The sequence below is a fragment of the Streptomyces sp. NPDC045701 genome, assembly GCF_056432045.1.
The window spans coordinates 116,857-142,507 of record NZ_JBWKJV010000005.1 but is presented as its reverse complement, the minus strand read 5'-3'; the positions used below and the strand labels follow the sequence as shown (position 1 = coordinate 142,507).

29 protein-coding genes and 1 pseudogene are annotated in these 25,651 nt (G+C 72.8%); 23 read left to right on the top strand and 7 right to left on the bottom strand.

The window, feature by feature from the left end; genetic code table 11:
• Positions 1–19 precede the first annotated feature (19 nt).
• The 7 genes from sufD (at position 20) to AC07DW_RS08425 (ending at position 4,788) form a co-directional block, all read left to right on the top strand.
• Positions 20–1,201 carry a Fe-S cluster assembly protein SufD gene (gene sufD, locus AC07DW_RS08455; protein WP_478856858.1) on the top strand — a complete coding sequence of 394 codons (1,182 nt, stop codon included), beginning with the start codon at positions 20–22 and terminating at the stop codon, positions 1,199–1,201.
• Positions 1,201–1,518 carry a non-heme iron oxygenase ferredoxin subunit gene (locus tag AC07DW_RS08450; protein ID WP_478856857.1) on the top strand — a complete coding sequence of 106 codons (318 nt, stop codon included), beginning with the start codon at positions 1,201–1,203 and terminating at the stop codon, positions 1,516–1,518. Before sufD ends, AC07DW_RS08450 begins: the two co-directional genes overlap by 1 nt.
• A gap of 7 nt (positions 1,519–1,525) precedes the next feature.
• Positions 1,526–2,290, top strand: a complete 765-nt coding sequence (sufC, locus tag AC07DW_RS08445; RefSeq protein ID WP_478856856.1) for a Fe-S cluster assembly ATPase SufC — start codon at positions 1,526–1,528, stop codon at positions 2,288–2,290.
• A complete protein-coding gene (locus AC07DW_RS08440; protein WP_064073105.1) occupies positions 2,287–3,543 on the top strand; it encodes a cysteine desulfurase in 1,257 nt (418 codons plus the stop codon). The genes sufC and AC07DW_RS08440 overlap by 4 nt, the downstream gene beginning before the upstream one ends.
• 8 nt (positions 3,544–3,551) lie before the next feature.
• Entirely contained in the window at positions 3,552–4,016 is a 465-nt protein-coding gene (gene sufU / locus AC07DW_RS08435) for a Fe-S cluster assembly sulfur transfer protein SufU (RefSeq protein WP_478856855.1), read from the top strand.
• Positions 4,013–4,351: a metal-sulfur cluster assembly factor gene (locus AC07DW_RS08430; protein ID WP_478856854.1), complete on the top strand. Its 339-nt coding sequence runs from the start codon at positions 4,013–4,015 to the stop codon at positions 4,349–4,351. The genes sufU and AC07DW_RS08430 overlap by 4 nt, the downstream gene beginning before the upstream one ends.
• Positions 4,352–4,422: 71 nt before the next feature.
• Entirely contained in the window at positions 4,423–4,788 is a 366-nt protein-coding gene (locus AC07DW_RS08425) for a VOC family protein (RefSeq protein WP_478856853.1), read from the top strand.
• On the opposite strand, the gene AC07DW_RS08420 is transcribed toward AC07DW_RS08425, so the two are convergent.
• The gene (locus AC07DW_RS08420) at positions 4,778–5,869 is read right to left on the bottom strand and encodes a DUF7847 domain-containing protein (protein ID WP_478856852.1); all 1,092 of its coding nucleotides are present in this window, start codon (positions 5,867–5,869) and stop codon (positions 4,778–4,780) included. The genes AC07DW_RS08425 and AC07DW_RS08420 overlap by 11 nt on opposite strands.
• A 76-nt stretch (positions 5,870–5,945) precedes the next feature.
• Between AC07DW_RS08420 and AC07DW_RS08415 the strand changes: the two genes are divergently transcribed.
• From AC07DW_RS08415 to AC07DW_RS08390, 6 genes are all read left to right on the top strand, one after another.
• Positions 5,946–6,266: a DMT family transporter gene (locus tag AC07DW_RS08415; RefSeq protein ID WP_478856851.1), complete on the top strand. Its 321-nt coding sequence runs from the start codon at positions 5,946–5,948 to the stop codon at positions 6,264–6,266.
• Entirely contained in the window at positions 6,266–6,835 is a 570-nt protein-coding gene (locus AC07DW_RS08410; protein ID WP_478856850.1) for a TetR/AcrR family transcriptional regulator, read from the top strand. Before AC07DW_RS08415 ends, AC07DW_RS08410 begins: the two co-directional genes overlap by 1 nt.
• A gap of 26 nt (positions 6,836–6,861) precedes the next feature.
• On the top strand, positions 6,862–7,461 hold the full coding sequence (locus AC07DW_RS08405) for an RNA polymerase sigma factor (RefSeq protein ID WP_478856849.1): 600 nt from the start codon (positions 6,862–6,864) through the stop codon (positions 7,459–7,461).
• The gene (locus AC07DW_RS08400) at positions 7,454–8,455 is read left to right on the top strand and encodes a hypothetical protein (protein ID WP_478856848.1); all 1,002 of its coding nucleotides are present in this window, start codon (positions 7,454–7,456) and stop codon (positions 8,453–8,455) included. The genes AC07DW_RS08405 and AC07DW_RS08400 overlap by 8 nt, the downstream gene beginning before the upstream one ends.
• 102 nt (positions 8,456–8,557) lie before the next feature.
• Complete coding sequence (dapD, locus tag AC07DW_RS08395) at positions 8,558–9,541, top strand: 2,3,4,5-tetrahydropyridine-2,6-dicarboxylate N-succinyltransferase (RefSeq protein WP_478856847.1); 984 nt, start codon at positions 8,558–8,560, stop codon at positions 9,539–9,541.
• Between the two features lie 91 nt (positions 9,542–9,632).
• A complete protein-coding gene (locus tag AC07DW_RS08390; protein WP_478856846.1) occupies positions 9,633–9,839 on the top strand; it encodes a hypothetical protein in 207 nt (68 codons plus the stop codon).
• On the opposite strand, the gene dapA is transcribed toward AC07DW_RS08390, so the two are convergent.
• Complete coding sequence (gene dapA / locus AC07DW_RS08385; protein ID WP_478856845.1) at positions 9,815–10,717, bottom strand: 4-hydroxy-tetrahydrodipicolinate synthase; 903 nt, start codon at positions 10,715–10,717, stop codon at positions 9,815–9,817. The genes AC07DW_RS08390 and dapA overlap by 25 nt on opposite strands.
• Positions 10,718–10,859: 142 nt before the next feature.
• Between dapA and AC07DW_RS08380 the strand changes: the two genes are divergently transcribed.
• The 4 genes and pseudogenes from AC07DW_RS08380 to AC07DW_RS08365 all read left to right on the top strand — a co-directional run bounded on the left by AC07DW_RS08380 (position 10,860) and on the right by AC07DW_RS08365 (position 12,455).
• Positions 10,860–11,249 (top strand): phage holin family protein, encoded by a 390-nt coding sequence (locus AC07DW_RS08380; protein WP_478856844.1) that lies wholly within the window; start codon positions 10,860–10,862, stop codon positions 11,247–11,249.
• A complete protein-coding gene (locus AC07DW_RS08375) occupies positions 11,246–11,503 on the top strand; it encodes a DUF3618 domain-containing protein (RefSeq protein ID WP_478856843.1) in 258 nt (85 codons plus the stop codon). The genes AC07DW_RS08380 and AC07DW_RS08375 overlap by 4 nt, the downstream gene beginning before the upstream one ends.
• 7 nt (positions 11,504–11,510) lie before the next feature.
• On the top strand, positions 11,511–11,792 hold the full coding sequence (locus AC07DW_RS08370; RefSeq protein WP_478856842.1) for a DUF4235 domain-containing protein: 282 nt from the start codon (positions 11,511–11,513) through the stop codon (positions 11,790–11,792).
• Positions 11,793–11,808: 16 nt separating this feature from the next.
• Positions 11,809–12,455: pseudogene (locus tag AC07DW_RS08365) on the top strand (antibiotic biosynthesis monooxygenase).
• Between the two features lie 6 nt (positions 12,456–12,461).
• On the opposite strand, the gene AC07DW_RS08360 reads toward AC07DW_RS08365, so the two are convergent.
• Positions 12,462–14,342 (bottom strand): endonuclease/exonuclease/phosphatase family protein, encoded by a 1,881-nt coding sequence (locus AC07DW_RS08360; RefSeq protein ID WP_478856841.1) that lies wholly within the window; start codon positions 14,340–14,342, stop codon positions 12,462–12,464.
• Between the two features lie 196 nt (positions 14,343–14,538).
• On the opposite strand from AC07DW_RS08360, the gene AC07DW_RS08355 reads away from it, so the two are divergent.
• A complete protein-coding gene (locus tag AC07DW_RS08355; protein WP_478856840.1) occupies positions 14,539–16,005 on the top strand; it encodes a hypothetical protein in 1,467 nt (488 codons plus the stop codon).
• 123 nt (positions 16,006–16,128) lie between these two features.
• Here AC07DW_RS08355 and AC07DW_RS08350 read toward each other — a convergent pair whose 3' ends face one another.
• From AC07DW_RS08350 to AC07DW_RS08340, 3 genes are all read right to left on the bottom strand, one after another.
• Positions 16,129–16,896 carry an SDR family NAD(P)-dependent oxidoreductase gene (locus tag AC07DW_RS08350; protein WP_478856839.1) on the bottom strand — a complete coding sequence of 256 codons (768 nt, stop codon included), beginning with the start codon at positions 16,894–16,896 and terminating at the stop codon, positions 16,129–16,131.
• 82 nt (positions 16,897–16,978) lie between these two features.
• Positions 16,979–18,181 carry a TerD family protein gene (locus tag AC07DW_RS08345; protein ID WP_478857015.1) on the bottom strand — a complete coding sequence of 401 codons (1,203 nt, stop codon included), beginning with the start codon at positions 18,179–18,181 and terminating at the stop codon, positions 16,979–16,981.
• A gap of 245 nt (positions 18,182–18,426) precedes the next feature.
• Entirely contained in the window at positions 18,427–19,236 is an 810-nt protein-coding gene (locus tag AC07DW_RS08340; protein WP_478856838.1) for an NAD-dependent epimerase/dehydratase family protein, read from the bottom strand.
• Positions 19,237–19,491: 255 nt separating this feature from the next.
• Between AC07DW_RS08340 and AC07DW_RS08335 the strand changes: the two genes are divergently transcribed.
• Positions 19,492–20,421 carry a 5-dehydro-4-deoxyglucarate dehydratase gene (locus tag AC07DW_RS08335; RefSeq protein ID WP_478856837.1) on the top strand — a complete coding sequence of 310 codons (930 nt, stop codon included), beginning with the start codon at positions 19,492–19,494 and terminating at the stop codon, positions 20,419–20,421.
• Positions 20,418–21,617 carry a hypothetical protein gene (locus tag AC07DW_RS08330; protein ID WP_478856836.1) on the top strand — a complete coding sequence of 400 codons (1,200 nt, stop codon included), beginning with the start codon at positions 20,418–20,420 and terminating at the stop codon, positions 21,615–21,617. Before AC07DW_RS08335 ends, AC07DW_RS08330 begins: the two co-directional genes overlap by 4 nt.
• Here AC07DW_RS08330 and AC07DW_RS08325 read toward each other — a convergent pair.
• The gene (locus AC07DW_RS08325) at positions 21,568–21,798 is read right to left on the bottom strand and encodes a hypothetical protein (protein WP_478856835.1); all 231 of its coding nucleotides are present in this window, start codon (positions 21,796–21,798) and stop codon (positions 21,568–21,570) included. The two genes, AC07DW_RS08330 and AC07DW_RS08325, sit on opposite strands and share 50 nt — an antisense overlap.
• 480 nt (positions 21,799–22,278) lie before the next feature.
• Here AC07DW_RS08325 and AC07DW_RS08320 point away from each other — a divergent pair, with 480 nt between their 5' ends.
• The 3 genes from AC07DW_RS08320 to araD are packed head-to-tail and all read left to right on the top strand — an operon-like array spanning position 22,279 to position 25,588.
• Positions 22,279–22,944, top strand: a complete 666-nt coding sequence (locus AC07DW_RS08320) for a GntR family transcriptional regulator (RefSeq protein WP_478856834.1) — start codon at positions 22,279–22,281, stop codon at positions 22,942–22,944.
• Positions 22,945–22,964: 20 nt separating this feature from the next.
• The gene (locus AC07DW_RS08315; RefSeq protein ID WP_478857014.1) at positions 22,965–23,867 is read left to right on the top strand and encodes a dihydrodipicolinate synthase family protein; all 903 of its coding nucleotides are present in this window, start codon (positions 22,965–22,967) and stop codon (positions 23,865–23,867) included.
• Positions 23,864–25,588, top strand: coding sequence for an L-arabinonate dehydratase (araD, locus tag AC07DW_RS08310; protein WP_478856833.1), 1,725 nt, complete (start codon positions 23,864–23,866; stop codon positions 25,586–25,588). The genes AC07DW_RS08315 and araD overlap by 4 nt, the downstream gene beginning before the upstream one ends.
• Positions 25,589–25,651 lie beyond the last annotated feature (63 nt).

Genomic DNA, 25,651 nt, shown 5'->3' with positions numbered 1-25,651 from the left:
AGCGAGCAGACCGACAGCCATGGCTGAGGCTCAGAATCTCCCGGCGGGCTCCACCACCGCCGGTTCCATCGCGGTGGCCGCCGAGTCCACCGTCGCGACCCGCATGAGCGCCCCCCCGTCCTTCGACGTCGCGGACTTCCCCGTCCCGCACGGCCGCGAGGAGGAGTGGCGGTTCACGCCGCTGGAGCGGTTGCGCGGCCTGCACGACGGCACCGCGATCGCCACCGGTGACGGTGTGCGCGTCGACGTGGAGGCGCCCGAGGGCGTCATCGTCGAGACCGTCGGCCGTGACGACGAGCGGCTCGGCAGGGCCGGCACCCCGGTGGACCGGGTCGCCGCCCAGGCGTACTCCGCCTTCGAGAAGGCCTCGGTCGTCACCGTGCCCAAGGAGACCGCGCTCACCGAGCCGATCCGGATCTCCGTGCACGGCCAGGGCGGTACCGCCTTCGGCCACCAGGTCGTCGAGCTCGGCGCGTTCGCCGAGGCCGTCGTGGTCATCGACCACACCGGTGACGCGGTCCTCGCCGCCAACGTCGACTACGTCCTCGGGGACGGCGCCAGGCTTACCGTCGTCTCCATCCAGGACTGGGACGAGAAGGCCGTCCACGTCGCCCAGCACAACGCGCTGATCGGCCGGGACGCCTCCTTCAAGTCGGTCGTCGTCACCTTCGGCGGTGACGTCGTACGCCTCCACCCGCGCGTGACGTACGCCGCCACCGGTGGCGAGGCCGAGCTGTTCGGCCTGTACTTCACCGAGCGGGGCCAGCACCAGGAGCACCGCCTCCTCGTCGACCACAACACCCCGCACTGTAAGTCGAACGTCGCCTACAAGGGCGCGCTCCAGGGCGACGGCGCGCACGCCGTGTGGATCGGTGACGTGCTCATCCAGGCCGCGGCCGAGGGCACCGACACGTACGAGATGAACCGCAACCTGGTCCTCACCGACGGCGCTCGCGTCGACTCGGTGCCGAACCTGGAGATCGAGACCGGCGAGATCGCCGGCGCCGGCCACGCCTCGGCGACCGGCCGCTTCGACGACGAGCAGCTCTTCTACCTGATGGCTCGCGGCATCCCGGAGACCGAGGCCCGCCGCCTCGTCGTCCGCGGGTTCTTCGCCGAGCTCGTCCAGCAGATCGGTCTGCCTGACGTCGAGGAGCGCCTGATCGCCAAGATCGAGGCCGAGCTGGAGGCGTCCCTCTGATGCCCTTCGTCCGAGCCTGTGGGCTGAGCGAGCTGGAGGAGGACACCCCGAAGCGGGTGGAACTCGACGGCACGCCCATCTCCGTCGTCCGGACCGAGGGCGAGGTGTTCGCGATCCACGACATCTGCTCGCACGCGAACGTCTCGCTGTCGGAGGGGGAGGTCGAGGACTGCCAGATCGAGTGCTGGCTGCACGGATCCGCCTTCGACCTCCGCACCGGCAAGCCGTCCGGCCTTCCCGCGACGCGCCCCGTCCCCGTATACCCCGTAAAGATCGAAGGGGACGATGTGCTCGTCTCCGTCACCCAGGAGTCCTGAGTCACCCATGGCAACGCTTGAAATCCGCGACCTGCACGTCTCCGTCGAGGCCGACAACGCCACGAAGGAGATCCTCAAGGGCGTCGACCTGACCGTGAAGCAGGGCGAGACCCACGCCATCATGGGCCCCAACGGCTCCGGCAAGTCGACGCTCGCGTACTCCCTCGCCGGTCACCCCAAGTACACGATCACCGGCGGCAGCGTCACCCTCGACGGCGAGGACGTCCTGGAGATGTCCGTCGACGAGCGCGCCCGCGCCGGTGTCTTCCTCGCCATGCAGTACCCGGTGGAGATCCCCGGTGTCTCGGTGAGCAACTTCCTGCGCACCTCCGCCACCGCCGTCCGCGGCGAGGCCCCCAAGCTGCGCACCTGGGTGAAGGAGGTCAAGGAGGCCATGGAGCGCCTTCACATGGACCCGTCCTTCGCCGAGCGCAACGTCAACGAGGGCTTCTCCGGCGGTGAGAAGAAGCGCCACGAGATCCTCCAGCTGGAACTCATCCGGCCGAAGATCGCCATCCTCGACGAGACGGACTCCGGCCTCGACGTCGACGCGCTGCGCATCGTCTCCGAGGGCGTCAACCGCGTCCGCGAGTCCGGCGAGGTCGGCACCCTGCTGATCACGCACTACACGCGCATCCTGCGGTACATCAAGCCCGACTTCGTCCACGTCTTCTCCGCCGGCCGGATCGTCGAGTCGGGCGGCCCCGAGCTCGCCGACAAGCTGGAGAACGAGGGCTACGAGTCCTACACGAAGGGTGGCGTATCCGCGTGACACAGCTGCCGGGCCTCCTCGACACCGAGGCGCTCCGCAAGGACTTCCCGATCCTCGACCGGGTGCTCCACGACGGCAAGAAGCTCGTGTACCTGGACAACGCGGCGACCTCGCAGACGCCGCGCCAGGTCATCGACGCGGTCAGCGAGTACTACGAGCGGCACAACGCCAACGTGCACCGCGGCGTGCACGTGCTGGCCGAGGAGGCCACGGCGCTGTACGAGGGTGCGCGCGACAAGGTCGCCGCCTTCATCAACGCGCCCAGCCGGGACGAGGTGATCTTCACCAAGAACGCCTCGGAGTCGCTCAACCTCGTCGCCAACATGCTGGGCTGGGCCGACGAGCCCTACCGCGTCGACCGTGAGACCGAGATCGTCATCACGGAGATGGAGCACCACTCCAACATCGTTCCGTGGCAGCTGCTCTCGCAGCGCACCGGCGCGAAGCTGAAGTGGTTCGGGCTGACCGACGACGGCCGCCTCGACCTCTCGAACATCGACGAGATCATCACCGAGAAGACGAAGATCGTCTCCTTCACGCTGGTCTCCAACATCATGGGCACCGTCAACCCGGTCGAGGCGATAGTCCGCCGCGCCCAGGACGTCGGCGCCCTGGTGCTGATCGACGCCTCGCAGGCCGCGCCGCACATGCCGCTGGACGTGCAGGCCCTCCAGGCCGACTTCGTCGCCTTCACCGGCCACAAGATGTGCGGCCCGACGGGCATCGGCGTGCTGTGGGGCCGCCAGGAGCTGCTGGAGGACCTCCCGCCATTCCTCGGCGGCGGCGAGATGATCGAGACCGTCTCGATGAGCTCGTCGACGTACGCCCCGGCTCCGCACAAGTTCGAGGCGGGGACGCCCCCGATCGCGCAGGCCGTGGGCCTCGGCGCGGCGGTGGACTACCTCACCTCGATCGGCATGGAGAACATCGCGCGCCATGAGCACGCGATCACCGAGTACGCGGTCCGCCGCCTCCAGGAGGTCCCGGGCCTGCGGATCATCGGCCCGGTGACGGCCGAGGACCGCGGCGCGGCGATCTCCTTCGTCCTCGGCGACATCCACCCGCACGACGTGGGCCAGGTCCTCGACGAGCAGGGCATCGCGGTCCGGGTCGGCCACCACTGCGCCCGGCCGGTCTGCCTGCGGTACGGAATTCCTGCGACCACGCGGGCGTCGTTCTATCTGTACTCCACTCCGGCCGAGGTCGACGCTTTGGTCGAGGGACTGGAGCACGTCCGGAACTTCTTCGGCTAGGAGCGGGTGTGAAGCTGGATTCGATGTACCAGGAGGTCATCCTGGACCACTACAAGCATCCGCACGGGCGGGGCTTGCGGGACGGCGACGCCGAGGTGCACCACGTCAACCCGACGTGCGGCGACGAGATCACGCTGCGCGTGAAGTACGACGGCTCGCGGATCGAGGACGTGTCGTACGAGGGTCAGGGCTGTTCCATCAGCCAGGCGTCCGCCTCCGTCCTGAACGAACTTCTCGTCGGCAAGGAGCTCGCCGAGGCGCAGCGGATCCAGGCCACGTTCCTGGAGCTGATGCAGTCCAAGGGCAGGATCGAGCCCGACGACGCGATGGAGGAGGTGCTGGAGGACGCGGTCGCGTTCGCCGGCGTCTCGAAGTACCCGGCCCGGGTCAAGTGCGCCCTGCTGAGCTGGATGGCCTGGAAGGACGCGACCGCCCAGGCGATGGGCGACGGCGCGGAGAGGAAGACGGCATGAGCGAGAACCAGACGGCCGAGATGAAGCCGGCGTCCGAGGAGGAGGTCCGCGAGGCGCTGTACGACGTCGTCGACCCCGAGCTGGGCATCGACGTCGTCAACCTCGGCCTCATCTACGGCATCCACATCGACGACTCCAACGTCGCGACGCTGGACATGACGCTGACGTCGGCGGCCTGTCCGCTGACGGACGTGATCGAGGACCAGGCGAAGTCCGCGACGGACGGCATCGTCAACGAGCTGAAGATCAACTGGGTCTGGATGCCGCCGTGGGGCCCGGACAAGATCACGGACGATGGCCGCGAGCAGCTGCGCGCGCTCGGGTTCAACGTCTGATACGACGCTCCTCCCGCCGGATCCACGTTTTCCAGCTGCGACGGCCATGCTCCCCAGGCACACTGGCGGGCATGGCCGTTTCTCTGTACCAGATCGCCATCGACGCCCATGACGCGCCGGGCCTCGCCCGCTTCTGGACCCGGGTCCTGGACTGGAAGGTCCTGTACGAGGACGACGAGGAGATCGTCATCGGGGCGGACGAGCACGCGATGCCGGGCATCGTGCTCCTCCCCGTACCCGAGGGGAAGACCGTCAAGAACCGGCTGCACCTGGACCTGGCGCCCGACGACCAGGCCGCCGAGGTGGAGCGGATCATCGGCCTCGGGGCCCGGCGGGTGGACGTCGGGCAGGGCGACGACGTGACGTGGGTGGTCCTGGCGGACCCCGAGGGCAACGAGTTCTGCGTCCTGCGGCCGAAGAAGTCCCTTACGGGCTGACGTCCCGCGGCGGTACGGCGGCCGCCTCGGCGAGCGTGGGCGCGAGGTTCTCCTCGCGGATCCGCCGGTCCACGTACAGCAGGGCGGTGACCAGCTGCGGAAAGGCGGCCGTGACGATCTGCGCGACCAGCTGGGCGAGCAGGGCGAAGGCGAGCGTGGTGACCAGCAGCGTCACGACGAGCGCGGCGTCGGGCGAGGCGTCCGACAGCCCCGCACCCGGCAGGGCGCTCAGGAACTGGAACGGCAGCTGGACGAGGTAGCCGGTCAGGGTCGCCATGAGCGACGCCAGCAGCGTGATCCCGAACGTCCGCCACCAGGCGCCCCGCACCAGCCGCGAGGAGCGGCGCAGCGCGGCGAACGCCCCTTGCCCCTCGAAGACGGCGGCGGCCGGGGCGAAGCTGAACCGCACCCACAGCCAGATCGCCGGCGGACCGGTCACCAGCACGCCGAGCGCCCCGCCCAGTGCCCACCAGCCGGCGCCCGGGTACGCGTCGGGCGGGGCCAGCAGCGCCACGAACATCGCGACCAGCGCGAGGGCCATCAGCAGGATCGGGACCATGGCGATCAGGCCCGTCAGCAGCACGGTGCCCAGCACCGTCGCCGCCCGGGGGCGCACCCGGCGCCACACGGTGCCGATCGTCGTGGGGCGGCCGAGGACCGCGTCCTGGAGGACGGCCGGGCAGCTCGCGTAGACCACCGCGTTGGCGGTCAGCAGGAGCAGCGTACCGAGGGCGTACACCCCGCCGAAGGCGGTCAGCAGTGCCGGGACGTCGTCCCGCCCGGCGTCCTCCAGCCGGTCCCGGACGGCCAGGAAGGCGAGCGCCAGACCGGCGCCGAGGACCACCGTGGCCGTGCCGTAGGCCGCGAGGGCCAGGCCCAGCAGCTGCTTCCAGTGGCGTCCCAGGGTGGCGAGCGCGCCGCTCAGGAGGTCGGCGACGGAGAGCGGGGCGAGCGGGATGACGCCCGGCGCGGGCGGTGGGGGAGGGGGCGTCCAGCCGCCGTCCCACCCGTAGGGGCCGGGCGGCGGTCCCGGTGGCGGCGGTGGTCCGGCCGGCGGGCCCCACCCCGTGTGCTGCGTCATGCGTCCCCGTCCCCCTCGTACTGGTGTGTGAGCTGACGCGCACACGTTAGCGGGCCCCATGTGTACGCTCGTACACATGGGATCCGGACCGCTCGCCGCGGCCGTCGCGGCGAAGGTGGCCGACACGACGGCGATGAAGTACGGCGAGGGCTGCACCCGCCTGTGGCCCTCACCGATCACCGGCGCGGGCCACCCGCTCGCCTTCGCCCTGCTCGCGCAGACGCTCGACGCGCTGTCCGTGGGCACCGCGTACGCGATCTGTGCGGGCGCCGGCACCGCGGCCGTCGCCACGACCGGGATGCTGTGCATGGACGAACCGGCCGGCCCGGCCAAGCTCGCGGGCATCGCGCTGGTCGTCGCCGGCGTGGTCGTCCTCAACCTCGGCGGGGCGCACTGATGGCACCCCGCCGGTACGACCCCGACCGGCGCCGCCGCGTCATCGACGCGGCGATCCGGGTCGTCGGGCGCAGCGGCATCGCGGGGCTGAGCCACCGCACGGTGGCGCCCGAGGCGGACGTGCCGCTGGGCTCCACGACGTACCACTTCGCCTCCCTCGACGAACTGCTCGTCGCCGCGCTGCGCCGGCCGGGCGAGGGCTTCGCCGCGGCCGTACGCGACAGTGGCGCGCTCACCGGGGCGGACCTCGCCGCCGGCCTCGCCCGGGTGATGGGGCGGTGGCTGGACGGCACCCGCACGGGCGTGGAGCTGGAGTACGAGCTGTACCTCGCCGCCCTCCGGCGCCCCGCGCTGCGCCCGGTGGCGGCCGAGTGGACGGACGGTGTGGTGACCGCCCTGTCGGCCAGGACGGACCCGGCCACCGCCCGGGCGCTGGCCGCCCTGATGAACGGCATCTGCCTCCAGGTGCTGCTGACGGACGCGGCGTACGACGAGGAGTACGCCGCCGGGATGCTGGGCCGGCTGCTCGCCGTGAACCCGGCGGGGCCCTGTGGGGAACAGGGGGTGTGACCACACCCGCCACAGACGGAGACCCCGTGACCGGCCCACCGGACAACGACGACGCCGGCGTCATCGCCGCGTCCCTGCACCGCCCGGAGGCCTTCGCCGAGCTGTACCACCGGTACGCCGCGGACATCCACCGGTACGCCACCCGGCGGCTCGGGGACACGGTCGCCGACGACATCACGGCCGACACGTTCCTCGCCGCCTTCCGCGTCCGCGCCCGCTACGACCTGGACCGCGGCAACGCCCGCCCCTGGCTGTACGGCATCGCCGCCAACCTGATCGGCAAGCACCGCCGTACCGAGGTCCGCGCCCTCAACGCGCTGGCCCGCACCGGGCGCGACCCGGTCGCCGAGTCATGGGTCGACCACGCCGACGACCGGGTCACCGCCCAGGCCGCCCACGGCCCCCTCGCCGGCGCGCTCGCCTCCCTCTCGGGCGGCGACCGGCACGTGCTGCTCCTCGTCGCCTGGGCGGACCTGACGTACCAGGAGGTCGCCGAGGCGCTGTCCATACCCGTCGGCACCGTCCGCTCCCGCCTCAACCGGGCGCGCCGCAAGGTGCGGACCGCGCTCGGCGACAGTGACCCGACTCTCGCATCCGATTTCGCCCCGGAGGCCACCCATGGATGAGATGCGGACGCTCCAGGACTTCCGTGCGGACGCCCCCGCCCCCGACCGCACCCGCCTCGCCCCCGGCCACCGGCGCCTGCTCGACGAGGCCGCCCGGCCCCGGCGGCGCGCCCGTACCGGGTGGCTGGTCGCGGCGGCCGGCGCGGCGGCGGCGGTGACGGCGGTGGCGACGCTCGCCACGCTGCTCCCGGCGGACCACGAGCCGGCGGCGGCCGCGGCCGGCCCGCGGGCGGACCAGTTCATCTACCGCCAGACCGACTGGTGGTCGGTGCGCTGCGAATCCGTGGGAAGCGGCGGTGGCTTCATGGAGATGCTCTACGTCAAGCTTGCACCCGGGCCGGGCGAGCCCTGCGCCCTGACGCTCCGACCGGTCCGGGAGGAGGAGGCGTGGAGCCGCTACGACGGGTGGACCGAGACGATGGGCTCGCACACTCCTCCCCCGCAGACCCCCACCGGCGCGACGTCCAACGGGGGCGGATCCGAAGTGTTGACCCCCCGGCAGGCGGACGCGTTGGTGGAGGATCTGCCGGACGACACCGATGGCGCTCTGCGCATGATCCGGAAGCGGTCCGTCCCCAGCCGGGTGATCAGCGCGCCGCGTCTGACCCAGGCGCAGCGCGACTTCGTGGAGATCGCGGAGGTGCTGGCGACGGCGACCACGGTGCCTCCGGAGAAGAGGAAACTGTTGCTCCGGGTCGTCAGGGGGCTGGAGGGGGCGCAGATGACGGCCACCGCCGTGCCGGAGGCGAAGAAGACCTTGACGGCCGTGTCGGTCGAGGGCAACTCTCGGGACTACTCCTTCGAGCGGAACACCTTCCGCCTGCTGTTCGATCCGAAGACGCAGGAATTGAAGGGCTTCCAGCTCGTGGCCGGGACGGACTACTGGATCGGGGGCAAGGGGTCCGGCCACCCGTACGTCGCCAAGGGCACCGTGCTGGCCACCGCCCTGCGCGTCACGACCGGGGTCGTCGACGCCCGGGGAGCCCGCCCCTGACCCCTCCGGCGGCGCCCGCCCCGGTACCGGGGTTCGGGGCGGGCGCCGCCGGAAGGTGAGACCGGTTCGCCCGGGCGGCGGGGCGCCGGTTAGGTTTCTGGCATGACTTCTGCACCTCGTACCACCGGCGCCGTCGCCGCCGGCCTTGCCACCGTCGCCGGCGACGGCACCGTTCTCGACACCTGGTTCCCGGCCCCCGAGCTCGTCGCCGAGCCCGGCCCCGCGGGCACCGAGCGGCTCACTTCCGACCAGGCCGTGAACGTCCTCGGCGAGGGCGCCGCCAAGGCGCTCGGCGTCGACGCGCGGCGCGGCGTCGAGGTCGTCGCCGTCCGTACCGTCATCGCCTCGCTCGACGACAAGCCGCTGGACGCCCATGACGCCTACCTGCGTCTGCACCTGCTCAGCCACCGGCTCGTCAAGCCGCACGGGCAGAACCTGGACGGGATCTTCGGGCTGCTCGCCAACGTCGCCTGGACCTCGCTGGGGCCCGTGGCCGTCGACGACGTCGAGAAGGTCCGGCTGAACGCCCGCGCCGAGGGCCTGCACCTCCAGGTCACCAGCATCGACAAGTTCCCGCGCATGACGGACTACGTCGTCCCCAAGGGCGTCCGCGTCGCCGACGCCGACCGCGTCCGGCTCGGCGCGCACCTGGCCGCCGGGACGACCGTCATGCACGAGGGCTTCGTCAACTTCAACGCCGGCACCCTCGGTACCTCGATGGTCGAGGGCCGCATCTCCGCGGGCGTCGTCATCGGCGACGGCAGCGACATCGGCGGCGGCGCCTCCACCATGGGCACCCTGTCCGGCGGCGGCAACGTCATCATCTCCGTCGGCGAGCGCTGCCTCATCGGCGCCGAGGCGGGCGTCGGCATCGCGCTCGGTGACGAGTGCGTCGTCGAGGCCGGCCTCTACATCACCGCCGGTACGCGCGTGACGATGCCCGACGGCCAGATCGTCAAGGCCCGCGAGCTGTCCGGCGCGTCGAACATCCTCTTCCGCCGCAACTCGGTCACCGGCACCGTCGAGGCCCGCCCGAACAACGCGGTGTGGGGCGGCCTCAACGACATCCTCCACAGCCACAACTGATTCGTGTGATGGTGCGTAACCTTTGGGCCACTCGGGTGGATAAACAGGCCGCACACCGTCATACGAATCGGCTAGGCGAGGGACGGCTCCAATGAAAACCAGCAGACTCATCGTTCCGGGCGTCCTCGCGCTGGCGGCCCTGCTCGCGCCCGGCGTCGCCCACGCGGACGAGGCCCACAGCCAACCGGACAACGGCCACCGGGTGACGCTGGTGTCGATCGGCCAGATCGACGACCCCATGGAGGACGTGCTGGAGCACGTCGCCGTCCTGGGTCACAACCAGGTCGTCGGTTCCTGAACCAGTTCCTCGTACGCCGCGCGCAGCCCGTCGACCGCCTCCCGGCCGGCGGGCTGCAGCGGTTCGCGGACCGGTCCCGCGTCCAGCAGCGCCTTCACCGTCACCGTGCCCGGCAGGCCCGACGCCATCATCAGCTCGGCCAGCGCGATGGTGCGCGCGTTGAGCCGGGCGGCCAGTGCCGTGTCGCCCGCGTCGAAGGCGTCCAGCACCGCGCGCATCTGACGCGGCGCCACATTGGCGACCGTGCTGATGAAACCGGCGCCGCCGATCGCGTACAGCGGGAGGTTCGTCTCCTCGCAGCCCGAGTAGTACGCCAGTGACGTGCGGGCCAGCACCTTGGTCGAGCCCAGCAGGTCGTACGCGCAGTCCTTGACGGCCACGATCCGCGGGTGGCCGGCCAGCCGCAGCACCGTCTCCGGCTCGATGCGCGTCCCCGTACGGCCCGGGATGTCGTACAGCACCAGCGGCAGCCCCGTCGCGTCGGCCACCCGCCGGAAGTGGGCCTCCACGGCCGCCTGCGGCGGGCGGCTGTAGTACGGGGGAATCACCAGCAGCCCGTCCGCGCCCGCCCGTTCCGCCCGGCGGGCCAGTTCCACCGTGTGCGCGGTGTCCGCGGTGCCGACTCCCGCCACCAGCGGCGTTTCCGGGCCCAGCGCGTCCCGTACCGCCCCGATGAGCGCGGCCTTCTCGTCGTCGGTCGTCGTCGGGGACTCGCCGGTGGTGCCGTTCAGGACGAGCCCGTCACAGCCCTGGGCCACCAGATCGCGCGCCAGCTCCCGCGCCCGGTCGAGGTCGAGGTCCCCGGTGGCGGTGAAGGGGGTCACCATGGCGCACAGGACGCGGCCGAAGGGGCGGGGAGGGGTGGTGGTAAGGGTCATGGAGGCAGTCTGCGGCGCACGATGGTGTAGGTCTACTTAGTTCTCCTCCGGTCAAGTTTGAGCGTTGCTGAAGCATGGGCTGGTTGCGCGACCGCTCGGCGGGGTACCCGATGCTTCCCGTACGAGATGGGAGGCGATCCGCGTGGCCGGAGAACCGTCGGTCGGCGAGCTGGTGAAGCAGGCGTCTGAGCAGCTCTCCGACCTGGTGAAGACCGAGATGCGCACCGCGCAGGCCGAGATGATGCAGAAGGGGAAGCGCGCGGGCAAGGGCGGCGGGATGCTGGGGGCCGCGGCGGCCGTCGGCTACGTCGGCCTCATCGGGGTGTGGGCCACCGTGGCCGCCGCGCTGGCGGTGGCGCTCGACGTGTGGGCCGCCGTGCTCATCGCGACCGTGCTGTTCCTCGCCCTGGCCGGTGTCCTCGCCGTGCTCGGCCGCGCGCAGCTTAAGCGCGCCGTGCCGCCGAAGCCGGAGCGGGCGATCGACGGTGTGCGCTCGGACGTCCACGAGATCAAGGAGAGGGTCCACCGATGACACGGGACACGCACCACACCCCTGGACCTGACGAACTCCGCCTCCAGGCGGCGCGCAAGCGGCAGGAGCTGGGCGAGACCATCGACCAGCTCATGGCCAAGACGGATGTGAAGGCGCGCGCCGCCCACCTGGTGCACGACAGGACCCCGGAGCCGGTGCGTGAGCATGTACGCCCGGTCCTCGCGGCGGTCGCCGCCGTCGTGGTAGCGGGTGTGGTGTTGTGGCAGTTGCGGCGCACCGGAAAGTGGGGATAGGACGGGAATGGCGAAGCAGAAGAAGAAGCGGAAGCAGAAGCTGCTCTACCGGCCGGTGGGCATCCTGCTCGGCATGGCGAGCGGTGCCGTGGCCAGCACGATGTTCGCCAAGGCGTGGGCGGCGATCGGGGACGGCGACGCCCCGGACGCCATGGACGAGGAGCGGGAGTGGAAGGAGATCCTCCTGGCCGCCGCCGTCCAGGGCGCGATCTTCGCGGTGGTCAAGGCGGCGGTGGACCGCTCCGGCGCGATGGGGGTCCGGCGCATCACCGGTTCCTGGCCGGGCTGAGCCGGAAGGCGCGGCGGTGACGCGCGGCCGTACCCGATCCGGGTGCGGCCGCGCGGTCGTATCCGGAGCGGCGGCCTGGCGGAGCCGGGACTGACCCGACCCGCGGCCGCTCTCGTACAGCGTGTACACCGGCGAGGACGGGGCACGCTGCCGCACTGCTCCCAGTGGACGGACGAGCGGGCCCACCAGGACTTCGCCCGCATCCACCGGGACGCCAGGAACGCCGAGATCGACGCCGCCGTGCCCGGCATCGAGCGGATCGCCCCGCGCTCCTACGAGTGCCACCGCGGCGGTGCGCTCCGTACCGGGGACGACACCCGTGTGCCCGGCCGCGTGGTCATCGTGGACGTCGAGTTCGACGGGCCGGACGCCGACCGGCAACGGGTCTGGATCGACACGGTCTTCGAGGCGCTGGAGAGCGACCCCGGCCTGCACCCCGGCGGGATCTCCGGGCACTTCCACATGAGCCTCGACGGCACCCGGGTGCTCAACTACGCCGAGCGGGAGAGCGCCGAGGCCCACATCGAGGCGCTCGCCGGGCCCGGCGACGGGATCGGCGGCGCCACGCCGCAGTGGCGGAAGGTGCTCGAGTACCCCGGCGTCGTCGGGGGCGGCGTGAAGCGGTACACGCCCGCGCTGAGCCTCGGCGCGGGCGTGTCCTGAGTGGCGTCACGGGCGGAAGCGCAGCACCTGCGGGTCGTGGTCGCTGTTCTGCTCGGCGAACTCGGCGTTGATGTGCACGCTGTCGTACGCGAAGTGGCGGATCGACGGGCTGGTGAGGATCTGGTCCAGCACCTGGCTGTTGCCCTGGTAGACGTACGAGTAGCGCTCGCTGCGCGGCAGCGAGGTGACCGCCGCGTGGAGCGCGCCGCCGTCGGTCAGCGCCCGCGTCGTCGCGGAGAACTCGAAGTCGTTGATGTCGCCGAGGACGACGACGTCGGCGGTGCGCTGCACCTGGAGGACGTCCTTGACGAAGGCGTTGACCGCCTTCGCCTGCTGGAGGCGCTTGGCCTCGGAGGAACGGTTCGGCGGCTGGTGGTGCGAGACCAGTGACTCGTCACCGCCCTTCGACCCGAAGTGGTTGGCGATGACGAAGACCGTCCGGCCCCGGAAGGTGAACTCGCCGGCCAGCGGCTTGCGGCTGTTGTCCCACGCCGGGTTCGCCGGGTCGATCCGGCCGGGGGAGTGGGTCAGGGCCGCCCGCCCCTTCTCCCGTACGACACCGGTCGACGTCGCGGCGTCGCCGCCCGCGCGGTCGGTGAAGGACACCCGCGCGGGGTTGAAGAGGAAGACCTGGCGGATGTTGCCGCCCGGCTCGCCGCCGTCCTTGTTGTTCACCGGGTCGACGCCGCGCCACTCGTACGCCGGTCCGCCGGCCGCGACGATCGCGTCCGTGAACTTCTTCAGGGTCTGGTCGGCGGCGACCGTGCCGTCGTTCTTCGCCCCGTTGTTGTCCTGGATCTCCTCCAGGGCGACGATGTCGGGCGAGGCCAGGTTCTCCACGACGGCCTTGGCCAGCGCGTCGAACTTCTCCTGGGCGTCGGTCGGGTCGAGGTTCTCGACGTTGTACGTCGCCACCGCCAGCTCGCTGCGGTGCTGCTTCTCGGTGGTCTCCCGCTCCAGCCCCCGGTCGGCGACGGTGCCGAGCGTACGGGCGGTGAGGGTGTAGCCACCGAACTGGTTGAAGTCCAGCGGGCCCTCGGTCGTCCCGGTCAGCCAGTCGCCCACGTTCGCCTTCGGGAACGGCGTCTGGGAGACCGGGGTCAGCGACTGGATCTGGAGGCGGCCGGTGTTCTGCGCGGTGTACGAGCCGTACACGGCGCCGCCGCGCCGGTTGTCGTTCTCGTGCGGCTTCACCGTCACCCAGAGCTCGTTGTACGGGTCGGTCGCGCCGACGACCCGGGAGGAGCCGATCCGGATGTTGGTGCCCTCCAGGGACTCGTAGTGGTCCAGGGCGTAGCGGCCCGGCTCCAGCGTCCGGCCGTTGACGGAACCGCCGGCCGCCGGGTCGCCCTCGGGGGCGTACGCGGCGGGGACGGAGCGAGCCGAGACGACGACCGGCGCGGGGACCGGGTTGCCGGAGGAGGTGACGGTGACGGTCGGCTTGGTGATCTGCGTGAGCGACTGGTTGCCGGAGGACGTGCCGCCCGGGACGTACTCGGTGACCGTGCCGGAGACGGTGACCGCGTCACCGACGGCGACGGTGGGCGCGGAGCCGGTGTAGACGAAGACGCCTTCGCTGGTGGCGGGGTTGTCGTCCGTCTGTGTGTCCTGGAACCAGAAGCCGCGCGAGCCGTAGGTCCGTACGCCGGTGACGATGCCGGTCACCCCGGTGACCCGCTGCCCGGCGAGCGGGGATATCCGGGTGGTGCCCTGGATGTCGTGGATGCGTACCGCGTCGGCCGTGTCGGCGGCGGTGGCCGGCCCGGTGGCCAGCAGGCCCGCGGCCAGGGCGGCGGCGAGGACGGCCGAGACGGCGGCGGTGCGGGGCGCGGTGTGCGACAGGGCCGACGGGGATGTCCGCGCGGTTCTCGGCGGGGAGGAAGGCATCACGGGCTCCGATGGGTTCGTGGGAGGTACTGAGCGGTAGCTCTACGCGCGTCAATGTCTGGTCTGGGGCCTGTACTTGTCAAGGGTTCGCGGGTGGCCGGGTCTTGACCGGTACATGAACTGCCGGGCGGGGGCCCGAATACGTCTACGCTGGGGGCCGCCCGACCCCCGCGTACGTGCCGAGGAGAAACCGCTGATGTCGTCGGATCGCCCCACTCTGCCGCCGGTGCGGCTGCCCTCGGACGCGGAGCTGGCGCGGGACGCGCTCGTCGCCCCGCTGCTCGCCAGGGCCGTCCGGCTCGCCCGCTGGGCGGGGCCGGAGACCCGGGTCGGCGCCGGCGGCGAGCTGGTCGACGATCAGCTGCCCGCCGCCGCCGAGGCGCTCGGGCTCACGCCGGACGACGACGGGGCGGCGTACGCCAGCGAGGCGTGGCGGGTGGCCGTCGACACCGGGCTCGTGGTGGTCGAGGAACCGCAGGACGACGAGGGCGGCGGCGAGGACGGCGCCGTCGAGGCGGGCGGACAGCTCGCGCTGGTCACCGGCGGTGCGCCGCAGGACGTCCTGGCGCTGTGGCTCGACGCCCTGGAGACGGCGCTCGCCGACGCGACCGCGCCGCTGCTCGACGACCTCGACGGCCTCCTCGGTGAGGACGGCGACCTCGACCTGGACGCGCTGGACTGGGACCCGCAGCGCGAGGCCGAGTTCCTCGACGGCGTCCTGGGCAACCTGTACCTCCTCACGGTCGCGGAGGGCGGCTCGGGGGACGCGCCGGTACCGCTTCCGGCGCTCGCCGCGTCGATGATCGTGCCCGACGACATGGGCGAGCCGACCGACGACATCCTGGAGCAGGTCTCCGACGCGATGATGCGGCTGGACGACCAGTTCCGGGTGCTGGAGCCGATCGGGCTCGTCGAGTACCGGCCGGTCGACGAGTCGCTCATGGCCGAGGAGGGCGAGGAGCCCGCCCCGGCGCCGGACGGCGACGACGAGGACGTGTCGCGGTACGGCATGGTCAGGCTCACCCCGCTCGGGCTGTACGGCGTCCGTGCCCGGATGCTGGAGGCCGGTGTGGACGCCCCCGCGGTCGGCGACCTGGCCGACAAGGGCGCGGACGTGCTCCTCGACGGGGTCGCCCGCTACCCGGAGGCGTCGGCGCGGGCCGAGACCCACGCGTGGCTGGTCCGGCGCGAGCCGCTGCCCGCGGCGCGCGAACTGCTCGCGGCGGCCAAGGGCGCGGACGCCGGCGCGCCGCTGCGCCGTCTCCACTGCCAGCAGGCGCTGTCGCTGGTGGGCGCCGAGGCGGAGCCCGCGGTACGGGAGGTGCTCGACGACCCCGAGCTGGGCGGCCTGGCGCGCGTCTGGCTGGCGGAGCGCGAGGCGGCGGACGTACCGGCGCCGCCGGAGCCGATGATCTTCTGGCTGGCCATCGACACGATCGCCGCGCAGCTGGACGCGGTCGGCGGCGGGGACCTGGAGGAACTCCAGGAGCTCGTCGAGGGCCTGACGAGCCGGCACAGGGGGTTCTTCGACGCCGCGTGGCGGGTGGAGCACCCCGCCACGCCGGAGGTCCTGGAGGCGATGGGCCGGCTGCACCGCGACAAGCGGGTGGCGAAGGAGGCGCGCAAGGCCGCGTTCAAGGCCCGCTCCCGGACGGGCGACTGACCCACGGGGCGTGGCCGCCCGGGCCGGGGGCCTTCCCGGGGCGGAGCGCGGGCCCCGGGCCCGGTGGTGCGGTGCGGGGCCTTCCCGGTGGCCCCGGTGGTGCGGTGCGGGGCCTTCCCGGTGTCAGGTACGCAGGTGGGAGGCGCCGTTGAGGTCGAGGACGGTGCCGGAGGACCATTCGGCGGCCGGTGAGGCGAGCCAGAGGACCGCGGCCGCGATCTCCTCGGGCGTGGCCACCCGGCCGAAGGGGCTCTGGGCGCGGATCGCGTCGCCTTCCGGGCCGGTGAGGCGGGGCGCGACGCGTTCCGTGGCGAAGAAGCCGGGGGCGACCGAGGCCACGGCGATGCCGTGCGGGGCGAGGGAGACCGCCAGCGACTGGCCGAGGGCGTGGACGGCCGCCTTGGTGGCGCCGTAGGCGGGGTGGTCCGGCTCACCCCGGAAGGCGCCGCGCGAACCGATGTTGACGATGCGCCCGCCCGTGCCCTGGTCGATCATGCGGCGGGCGGCCAGGTGGCTCAGGTTCGCGGTGGCGAGCAGATTCACGGCGACGTGGCGCTGCCAGGCCGCCACCCACTCGTCGTACGGGGTCTCCGGCAGCGGGTGCCGGGTGTTGACCGCCGCGTTGTTGACGAGGACGTCCAGGCCGCCGAGCGCGGAGGCGGCGGCGCCGGCGACCCGGGCCGCCTCCGCCGGGTCGGTGAGGTCGCCGCCCGCCAGGACGTGGCCCGTGCCGGGCAGGGACGCCAGCGTGGCGCGTGCCTCGTCGGCGCGCGAGCCGTAGTGCACCGCGACCCGGTCGCCGTTCGCGGCGAACGCCCGGGCGACGGCGCGGCCGAGGCCCCGGGACGCACCGCTGACGAGCACGCGGCGGCCGGTCTCGGGGACGTTCAAGGGGGATCGCCTTTCGGGTGAGGCCCGGCACGAGGCGGCCCGGGCCGTGCCGGGCCGCCTCGTCGCGGACGGGCGGCGGTGCCTACAGCGCCTGCGCGGCCGGCTTGACCATGCCGCGTACGGTCCGTGACTTCACGAACTCGCCCATCGCCGTCATCTCCCACTCACCGGAGAACTGCTTGATGAGCTTGGCCATCATCACGCCGGTCTGCGGTTCGGCGGAGGTGAGGTCGAAGCGGACCAGCTCCTCGCCGGTGGCCGCGTCCATCAGCCGGCAGTACGCCTTGGCGACCTCGGTGAACTTCTGCCCGGAGAAGGAGTTCACGGTGAAGACCAGGCCGGTGGCGTCGGCGGGCAGTCGGCCCAGGTCGACCACGATCACCTCGTCGTCGCCGGCGCCCTCGCCCGTGAGGTTGTCGCCGGAGTGCTTGATGGCGCCGTTCAGGATGGCCAGCTTGCCGAAGTAGCAGCTGTCCAGGTGGTTGCGCTGCGGGCCGTAGGCGATGACCGAGGCGTCGAGGTCGATGTCCTTGCCCCGGAACGCGGGCTCCCAGCCGAGACCCATCTTGACCTGGGAGAGGAGGGGGCGGCCGCCCTTGACGAGGGAGACGGTCTGGTTCTTCTGGAGGTTGACCCGGCCCTTGTCGAGGTTGATCTTCCCGGCTCCGGGGGCGGGAGCGGGGGCCGTGGCGGGAGGGGCCGGGGGCGCGGCCGGGGCGGCGGGTGCGACCGGTGCCGGGGCGGCGGGCGCGGCGGGGGCCGGTGTCTGCGCCGGGGCGGCCCGTGCCGGCTCCTCGTCGACCGAGACGCCGAAGTCGGTGGCGATCCCGGCCAGCCCGTCGGCGTACCCCTGGCCGACGGCGCGGGCCTTCCAGGCGCCGTTGCGGAGGTAGACCTCGATCACCACCAGCGCGGTCTCCGTGCCGAGCTGCGGCGGGGTGAAGGTGGCGAGCACGCTGCCGCCGTCGGCGTCGCGGATGGTGGCGGTGGGTTCGATGCCCTGGAACGTCTGCCCGGCGGCGTCCGGGCTCGCGGTGACGACGATCTTCTCGATGCCCGGCGGCACGGCGGCCGTGTCCACGATGATCGCGTCCGGCGACGTGCCGCCGCCCGAGCGGTATGTCACGCCCGGGCCGGACGGCTGGTTGTAGAAGATGAAGTCGTCGTCGGAGCGCACCTTGCCGTCGGCGGTGAGCAGCAGGCCCGATACGTCGAGCCGCACGGGCGCGGCGACGTCCACCGCCACACGGGTGACGGGAAGCGGGATGTTCGAGCCGGGGGTCATAGCTGTCATGCCGGGGTAACGAGTGACATCGCTTTGCCGTTCCCTCACCTGCGCCACTCCGGTTACGGGGATGGTCGCGAGCGGTCCGCTCGTTGCCGTGCTTGTACGCGCCGGTACACCGGGCGGTCACCAGCCGGCCGTCACCGGATTCCGCTTCGGCGCATGACCGCTTCGCGCGGCCGCCCCGCAGGGTGCCGGCGGGGCGGCCCCGGGGCAGGGGCCGCATCCTCCCCGGCAGGGGGTTCTCAGTGCGGCCACTGCGGCGGGTGGGTGCAGAAGTGACCGCCCAGGTGGGCGTGGTCGGGGTTGGCGTCGTCCAGCTCGCCCTGTTCGGCGACGAGCCCGGCGGCGTACCGCTCGGAGTCGTCCCGCGGCTCGTAACCGAGCGCCCGGGCCGTCGAGAGGTCCCACCACAGGCGGGTGTTGGCGGACGAGCCGTAGACGACGGTGTGCCCGACGTCCCCGGCGGTGAGGGCGGCGTGGAAGAGGCGGGCGCAGTCGGCGGGGCTCATCCAGACCGAGAGCATCCGCACGGAGGTGGGCTCCGGGAAGCAGGAGCCGATCCGCACGGAGACCGTCTCGACGCCGTGCAGGTCCCAGTAGAGCTGTGCCAGGTCCTCGCCGAAGCACTTGGACAGGCCGTAGAAGGTGTCGGGGCGGCGCGGGGTGTCGACCGGGATCAGCGGGTCCCCCTCGCGGGGGCGCGGCGTGAAGCCGACGGCGTGGTTGCTGGAGGCGAACACGATCCGGGCCACCCCCTCCTTGCGGGCGGCCTCGTAGAGGTTGTAGGTGCCCTCGATGTTGGCGCGCAGGATCTTCTGGAAGGGGGCTTCCAGCGAGATGCCCGCGAGGTGGATGATCGCGTCGACGCCCCGGACCGCCTCGCGCAGGGCCACCTCGTCGGCGAGGTCGGCGGCGATCGCGCCGGGTTCGCCCGCGACGGGGACGACGTCGAGGAGGCGCAGCTCGTATCCGTACGCGGGCAGCAGCTCGCGCATGAGGGTGCCGAGGCCGCCGGCGGCTCCGGTGAGCAGAACCGTGCGGGGAGCGGGCATGGGCGGATCTCCTTGGTGGGCGGGGCGGCACACATACCTGGGTCGCATTCACATGCGTGGACACGCTAGAGAGGGATCGAGAACACCGTCAAGTGGGGCGGACGGAGTCAACTCCGCCTGTCGGTCGGGTTCTCCGTCGATCCGCCGCCTTGACCGCCCCAAGGGGACGGGTCTAGCGTGGCGGTGTTCAGGGATATGGACGGTAATCACAGGTGTGTACAACGCCTGGTTCGACGCCTGGTTCAAGGAGCGCCCGTGACCTCAGCCCCGCTCGCCGGCCGACTCGACGGCCTGCTCTTCTTCCCCGTCACCGCGTACGGCCCCGACGGCGCGCTCGACCTCGACGTGTTCCGCGCGCACGTGCGCGCCGGGGTCGAGGCCGGCGCCGGCGCGGTCTTCGCCTGCTGCGGCACCGGCGAGTTCCACGCCCTGACTCCCGAGGAGTACCGAGCCTGTGTGGCGGCCGCCGTCGAGGAGACCGCCGGACGGGTGCCGGTCGTGGCCGGCACCGGGTACGGCACGGCCCTCGCGATCCGGTACGCCCGGATCGCCGAGGAGGAGGGCGCCGACGGGCTCCTCGCGATGCCGCCCTACCTCGTCGTCGCCGGCCAGGACGGGCTGCTGCGCCACTACACCGCCCTGGCCGGGGCCACCGCGCTGGACGTCATCGTCTACCAGCGCGACAACGTCGTCCTCACCCCCGAGACGGCCGTCGAGCTCGCCCGCGTCGACGGCGTCATCGGCCTCAAGGACGGCCTCGGCGACCTGGACCTGATGCAGCGCATCGTCAGCGCGGTACGCGCCGAAGGGCTCGGCCTGCTGTACTTCAACGGCCTGCCCACCGCCGAACTCACCGGCCTCGCCTACCGCGGCATCGGCGTCACGCTCTACTCCTCCGCCGTCTTCTGCTTCGCCCCCGACATCGCCCTCGCCTTCCACCGGGCGCTCAACAGCGGCGACGACACGACCGTCAACCGCCTCATCGACGGCTTCTACCGCCCGCTGGTCGAACTGCGCGCCAAGGGCCGGGGCTACGCCGTGTCGCTGGTCAAGGCGGCCGTCCGCATGGGCGGCCTGGACGTCGGCGAGGTCCGGCCGCCGCTGGACGAACCGGCGCCCGCGCACCTGGAGGAGCTCGCCGGCATCATCGGACGCGGCCGCGCCCTGCTGGGGGACCCGCGGTGAGGGCCTCCGCCTTCCTCTACCCCTGGGACGTCACCGGCGACCCGGACGCCGCCGCCCGGATCGCGGACCTCGGCGTCCAGCAGGTCACCCTGGCCTCCGCGTACCACTCCACCCGCGCCCTGACCCCGCGCCACCCGGCGCACCGCGTCGTCACCGCCGAGTACGCCGCCGTCCTCTATCCGCCGGACCGCTCCCGCTGGGCCGGCCGGGACCTGGCGCCGTACGAGGCGGGGGACTGGGCGCCCGGCGACGCGTACGGGGAGGCCGCCCGGGCCCTGGAGGCCGCCGGACTGGACGTCCACAGCTGGGTCGTCCTCGCGCACAGCTCCCGCCTCGGCGCCGAGCACCCCGGCACCTCCGTGGTCAACGCGTACGGCGACCGCTACCCGTGGGCGCCCTGCGTGGCGCGGCCCGCGGTCAGGGCCTACCTCACCGAGCTGGCCGCCGAGGCGGCGGTGCGCCCCGGCGCGCGCGGCACCGAACTGGAGTCGTGCGGCTGGTACGGGATGGCGCACCTGCACGCCCACGACAAGATCGCCGGGGTCACCCTCGGGGACGCCGCCCAGTACCTGATGTCCCTGTGCTTCTGCGCCGCCTGCCGGGCCGGGTACGCGGCGGAGGGCCTCGACCCGGACGAGCTCGCCGCGGCGGTGCGCCGGGCCCTGGAGCCGGTGTGGGCCTCCGGCGGGGCGTCCGGCACCGGATGGCCCGCCGTGGAGGAGCTGCTGGGCACCGACCTCGCCGCGGCCACCCTCGCGTGGCGCACCCGGGCCGCCCGCACCCTCCAGGAGGAGGCGGTCGCGGCGGTCCGGGCGGCCGCCCACCCCTCCTTCCGCGTCCTGCTGCACGCCGACCCCGCCCCGTACCGCACGGGCGCCAACGCGGGGGTGGACCCCGCGCACGTCCTGGCCGTCGCGGACGGTGTCGTCGTGCCCTGCGCGGGCGGCGGCGCGGGCACGGTCCTGCCCCCGTTCGCGGCCCACGCGCGCGTGGACACCGTCCTGGCGGCCAACTTCACCGTGGTGACCGGCATGGGCGGCTCCCCGGCCACGCTCGCCGCCGACGCGGCACGCGCGCGGGAGCTGGGCGCCACCGAACTGCGGCTCTACCACGCGGGCCTGGCCTCCGACCCGGACCTGGCCGCCGTCAGGGCCGCCCTCGGTGCCCTCGCCGCCACCGGGGCCGCCCCGGCCTGAGCCCCAGCTCGGCGGCTGTCAGCAGACCCGCCACCGCCGGCCGCGGCAGCAGGACGCGTACGTCCACGACGGCGACCAGGGCCGCGCCCGGCAGCAGGGCGAGCGCGTTGGGCGCGAACAGCAGCGTGCCGGCGGTGGCGGCGGCCCCGTACCCGAACAGCACCGCGAACAGCAGCCGCACCCCGCCCGGCCGCGTCGGCCGGCAGGGGGCACCGGCAGCACGGCCGCCATGCCGGGGTTCACCCGCACCAGCAGCGGCCCGCGCCGTGTCCGGTCCGCGAGCGTGCCCAGCCACGGTCCGGCCGGGACCGGCGCCCACATCGCGAACACCGTCGGCGCGGCCAGGGCGTCCGACCCCGTCGGGGACTCGACCCGGACGCCGGCCACCAGCCACCTGTCGGCCGTGCCGAAGCCGGACACCACCACCCCGGTCGGATACAGCCGCGCGTGGCGGTCCCTCAGGACCCGTACCGTCGATCCGTTCGCCATGCCGCCGGCGTGCGGAGCCAGGCCCCCCGGCCGGACCGGGCGTCTTCCCCGGTACCGCCCCCCGAAATCCCCACGCACGTGTTTCGTCATAAGCGTTGACGAACACCCGCCACCGCCCTAACTTCATCGCGTCGTACTTCGTACGTCATATATGAGACGCGATACGCGAGATATGAGAGCAGCCGCCCGTATGGCCTTCGCCGCCGCCCCGAGCCCCATCCCCTCCCGCACCCAGTACGTCCTGGAGGCGATCAAGCACGCGATCCTCACCGGACAACTGCCCCCCGGCAAAGCCCTGGTGGAGACCGAGCTGGCGGCGCTGTACGGAGTGTCGAAGACCCCGGTACGGGAAGCCCTCAAGACCCTCGCGGGCACCGGACTCGTCGTCATGAGCCAGTACAAGGGCGCCACCGTCCGCACCGTGGACGCCGCCATGGCGCGCGAGGTGTACGACGTGCGCCTGCTCCTCGAACCCGAGGCGCTGCGCCGGACCATCACCCGCCGCGCGTCCCTCCACGCCGCCGGGCAGGCGCTGGCCACCGCCGACACCGCGGCCGACCAGGCCGAACGCTCCCTCGCCAACCGCGAGTTCCACCGCGCCCTCTACCTGCCCTGCGGCAACCCGCTGCTGGCCCGGATGCTCGACGAGGTGCGCGACCAGGCCGCCCTGGTGTCGACCGTCGCCTGGAGCGCCCAGCCGTCCTGGCACCGCGAGGCCGACGAGCACCGGCGGATCCTCCACCTCGCGGAGGCCGGGGACGCCGACGGCGCCGCCCGCGCCCTGCACGACCACATCGCCTCCTTCGTCCAGCGGGCCTTCCCGGAGGACGCCCAGTGACCACTGAACAGGACAGCCGCATGGACCACGCAGCGCTGAGGTCGGCACTCGCCGACGTCGTCGCGATCCCCGTGACACCGTTCGACGCCGCGGGCGGCGTCGCACGCGACACCTACCGCGCCCTGCTGCGCAGGCTGCTCGACGGCGGCGTACGGGCCGTCACCCCGAACGGCAACACCGGTGAGTTCTACGCCCTCACCCCCGAGGAGCGGACCCTCGTCACCGAGCTGACCGTCGAGGAGACCGGTGACCGCGCCGCCGTCCTCGTCGGAGTCGGACACGACCTGCCGACCGCGACGGCCGCCGCCCGGCACGCCCGCGACCTCGGCGCCGGCATGATCATGGTCCACCAGCCCGTGCACCCCTACGTCTCCCGCGACGGCTGGATCGAGTACCACCGCGCCATCGCCGACGCCGTCCCCGGCCTGGGCGTCGTGCCGTACGTCCGCAACCCGCTCCTCGACGGCGCCACCATCGGCCGGCTCGGCGAGCTGTGCCCCAACGTGATCGGCGTCAAGTACGCCGTGCCCGACGCCGCCCGCTTCGGCGCCGTCGCCCGCGACGCCGGCCTCGACCGGTTCGTGTGGATCGCCGGCCTCGCCGAGCTGTACGCGCCCGCCTACTGGGCCATGGGGGCCACCGGGTTCACCTCCGGGCTGGTCAACGTCGCCCCGGCGGTCTCCCTCGCCATGCTGGAGGCGCTGCGGGCCGGGGACCAGCAGGCCGCCGCGAAGGTGTGGGAGCAGATCCGCCCCTTCGAGGACCTGCGCGCCGCCGACCAGTCCGCCGACAACGTCACCGTCGTCAAGGAGGCCCTGGCGGCCCTCGGCCTGTGCCGCCGCGACGTGCGCCCGCCCAGCCGCCTGCTCCCCGGACCGGACCGCGACCGGGTCGCCTCGTTGATCGGGGGCTGGTCCATATGACGCCCCGTACGCCCGGGGGACTCCGCAGCCACCAGTGGTACGGCACGGACGGCCTGCGTTCGTTCTCCCACCGCGCCCGCACCCGCCAGCTCGGCTATCTCCCCGAGGAGCACCTGGGCAAGCCGGTCATCGCGGTCCTCAACACCTGGTCCGACATCAACCCCTGCCACGTCCACCTCCGCGACCGCGCCCAGGCCGTCAAGCGGGGCGTGTGGCAGGCCGGCGGCTTCCCACTCGAATTCCCGGTCTCCACGCTCTCCGAGACCTTCCAGAAGCCCACGCCCATGCTCTACCGCAACCTCCTCGCCATGGAGACCGAGGAGCTGCTGCGCTCCTACCCGGTCGACGGCGCCGTGCTGATGGGCGGCTGCGACAAGTCGACACCCGCCCTGCTGATGGGCGCCGCCTCGGCCGACCTGCCGGCCGTCTTCGTCCCGGCCGGGCCGATGCTGCCGGGACACTGGCGGGGCGAGGTCCTCGGCTCCGGCACCGACATGTGGAAGTACTGGGACGACAAGCGGGCCGGCCTCATCGGCGACTGCGAGATGGCCGAACTGGAGAACGGCCTCGCCCGCTCGCCCGGCCACTGCATGACCATGGGCACCGCCTCCACACTGACGGCCGCCGCCGAGGCGCTGGGCGTCACCATGCCGGGCGCCTCCTCCATCCCGGCCGTCGACTCCGGCCACGACCGGATGGCCGCCGCCTCGGGGATGCGGATCGTCGACCTCGTACGCCAGGACCTCAAGCCGTCGGACATCCTGACCCGCGAGGCGTACGAGGACGCCGTGACGACCGTGCTCGGGCTCGGCGGCTCCACCAACGCCGTGATCCACCTGATCGCCATGGCGGGCCGCTCCGGCGTCACGCTCACGCTCGACGACTTCGACCGGATCGCCAGGACCGTGCCCGTGCTCGCCAACCTCCGGCCCGGCGGCCGGCACCTCATGGAGGACTTCCACTTCGCCGGCGGGCTGCCCGGGTTCCTCTCCCGCATCACCGACCTGCTGCACCTGGACCGGCCGACCGTCGCCCACGCCAGCTTGCGCGAACAGCTCGACGGCGCGCTGGTGCACGACGACGACGTCATCCGCCCGCGCGACCGGGCCCTCGCCGACGAGGGCGGTGTCGCCGTGCTGCGCGGCAACCTGTGCCCCGACGGCGCCGTCATCAAGCACATCGCCGCCGAACCGCACCTGCTCAAGCACACCGGCCCGGCCGTCGTCTTCGACGACTACCGGACCATGCAGCGCACCATCAACGACCCGGCCCTCGGCATCACCGCCGACCACGTGCTGGTGCTGCGCGACTCCGGGCCCAAGGGCGGCCCGGGCATGCCGGAGTACGGGATGCTGCCCATCCCCGACCACCTGCTCAAGCAGGGCGTGCGGGACATGGTGCGGATCTCCGACGCCCGGATGAGCGGCACCAGTTACGGCGCCTGCGTCCTGCACGTCGCGCCCGAGTCGTACGTCGGCGGGCCCCTCGCCCTCGTCCGCACCGGCGACCTCATCACCCTCGACGTCGAGGCGCGCACGCTCCACCTGCACGTGACCGAGGAGGAACTCGGACGGCGCCGGGCCGAGTGGACCCCGCCACCCGCCCGGTACGGGCGCGGCTACGGCGCGCTCTACAACGAGCACATCACCCAGGCCGACACCGGCTGCGACTTCGCGTTCCTCGCCAGGGCCGGCGAGGTCCCGGACCCCTACGCGGGCTGAACCGCCCCCTGGACCGGATCCTCTGCCCGGATCCTCTTGTCCGGCATGCCGAACATGATCCGG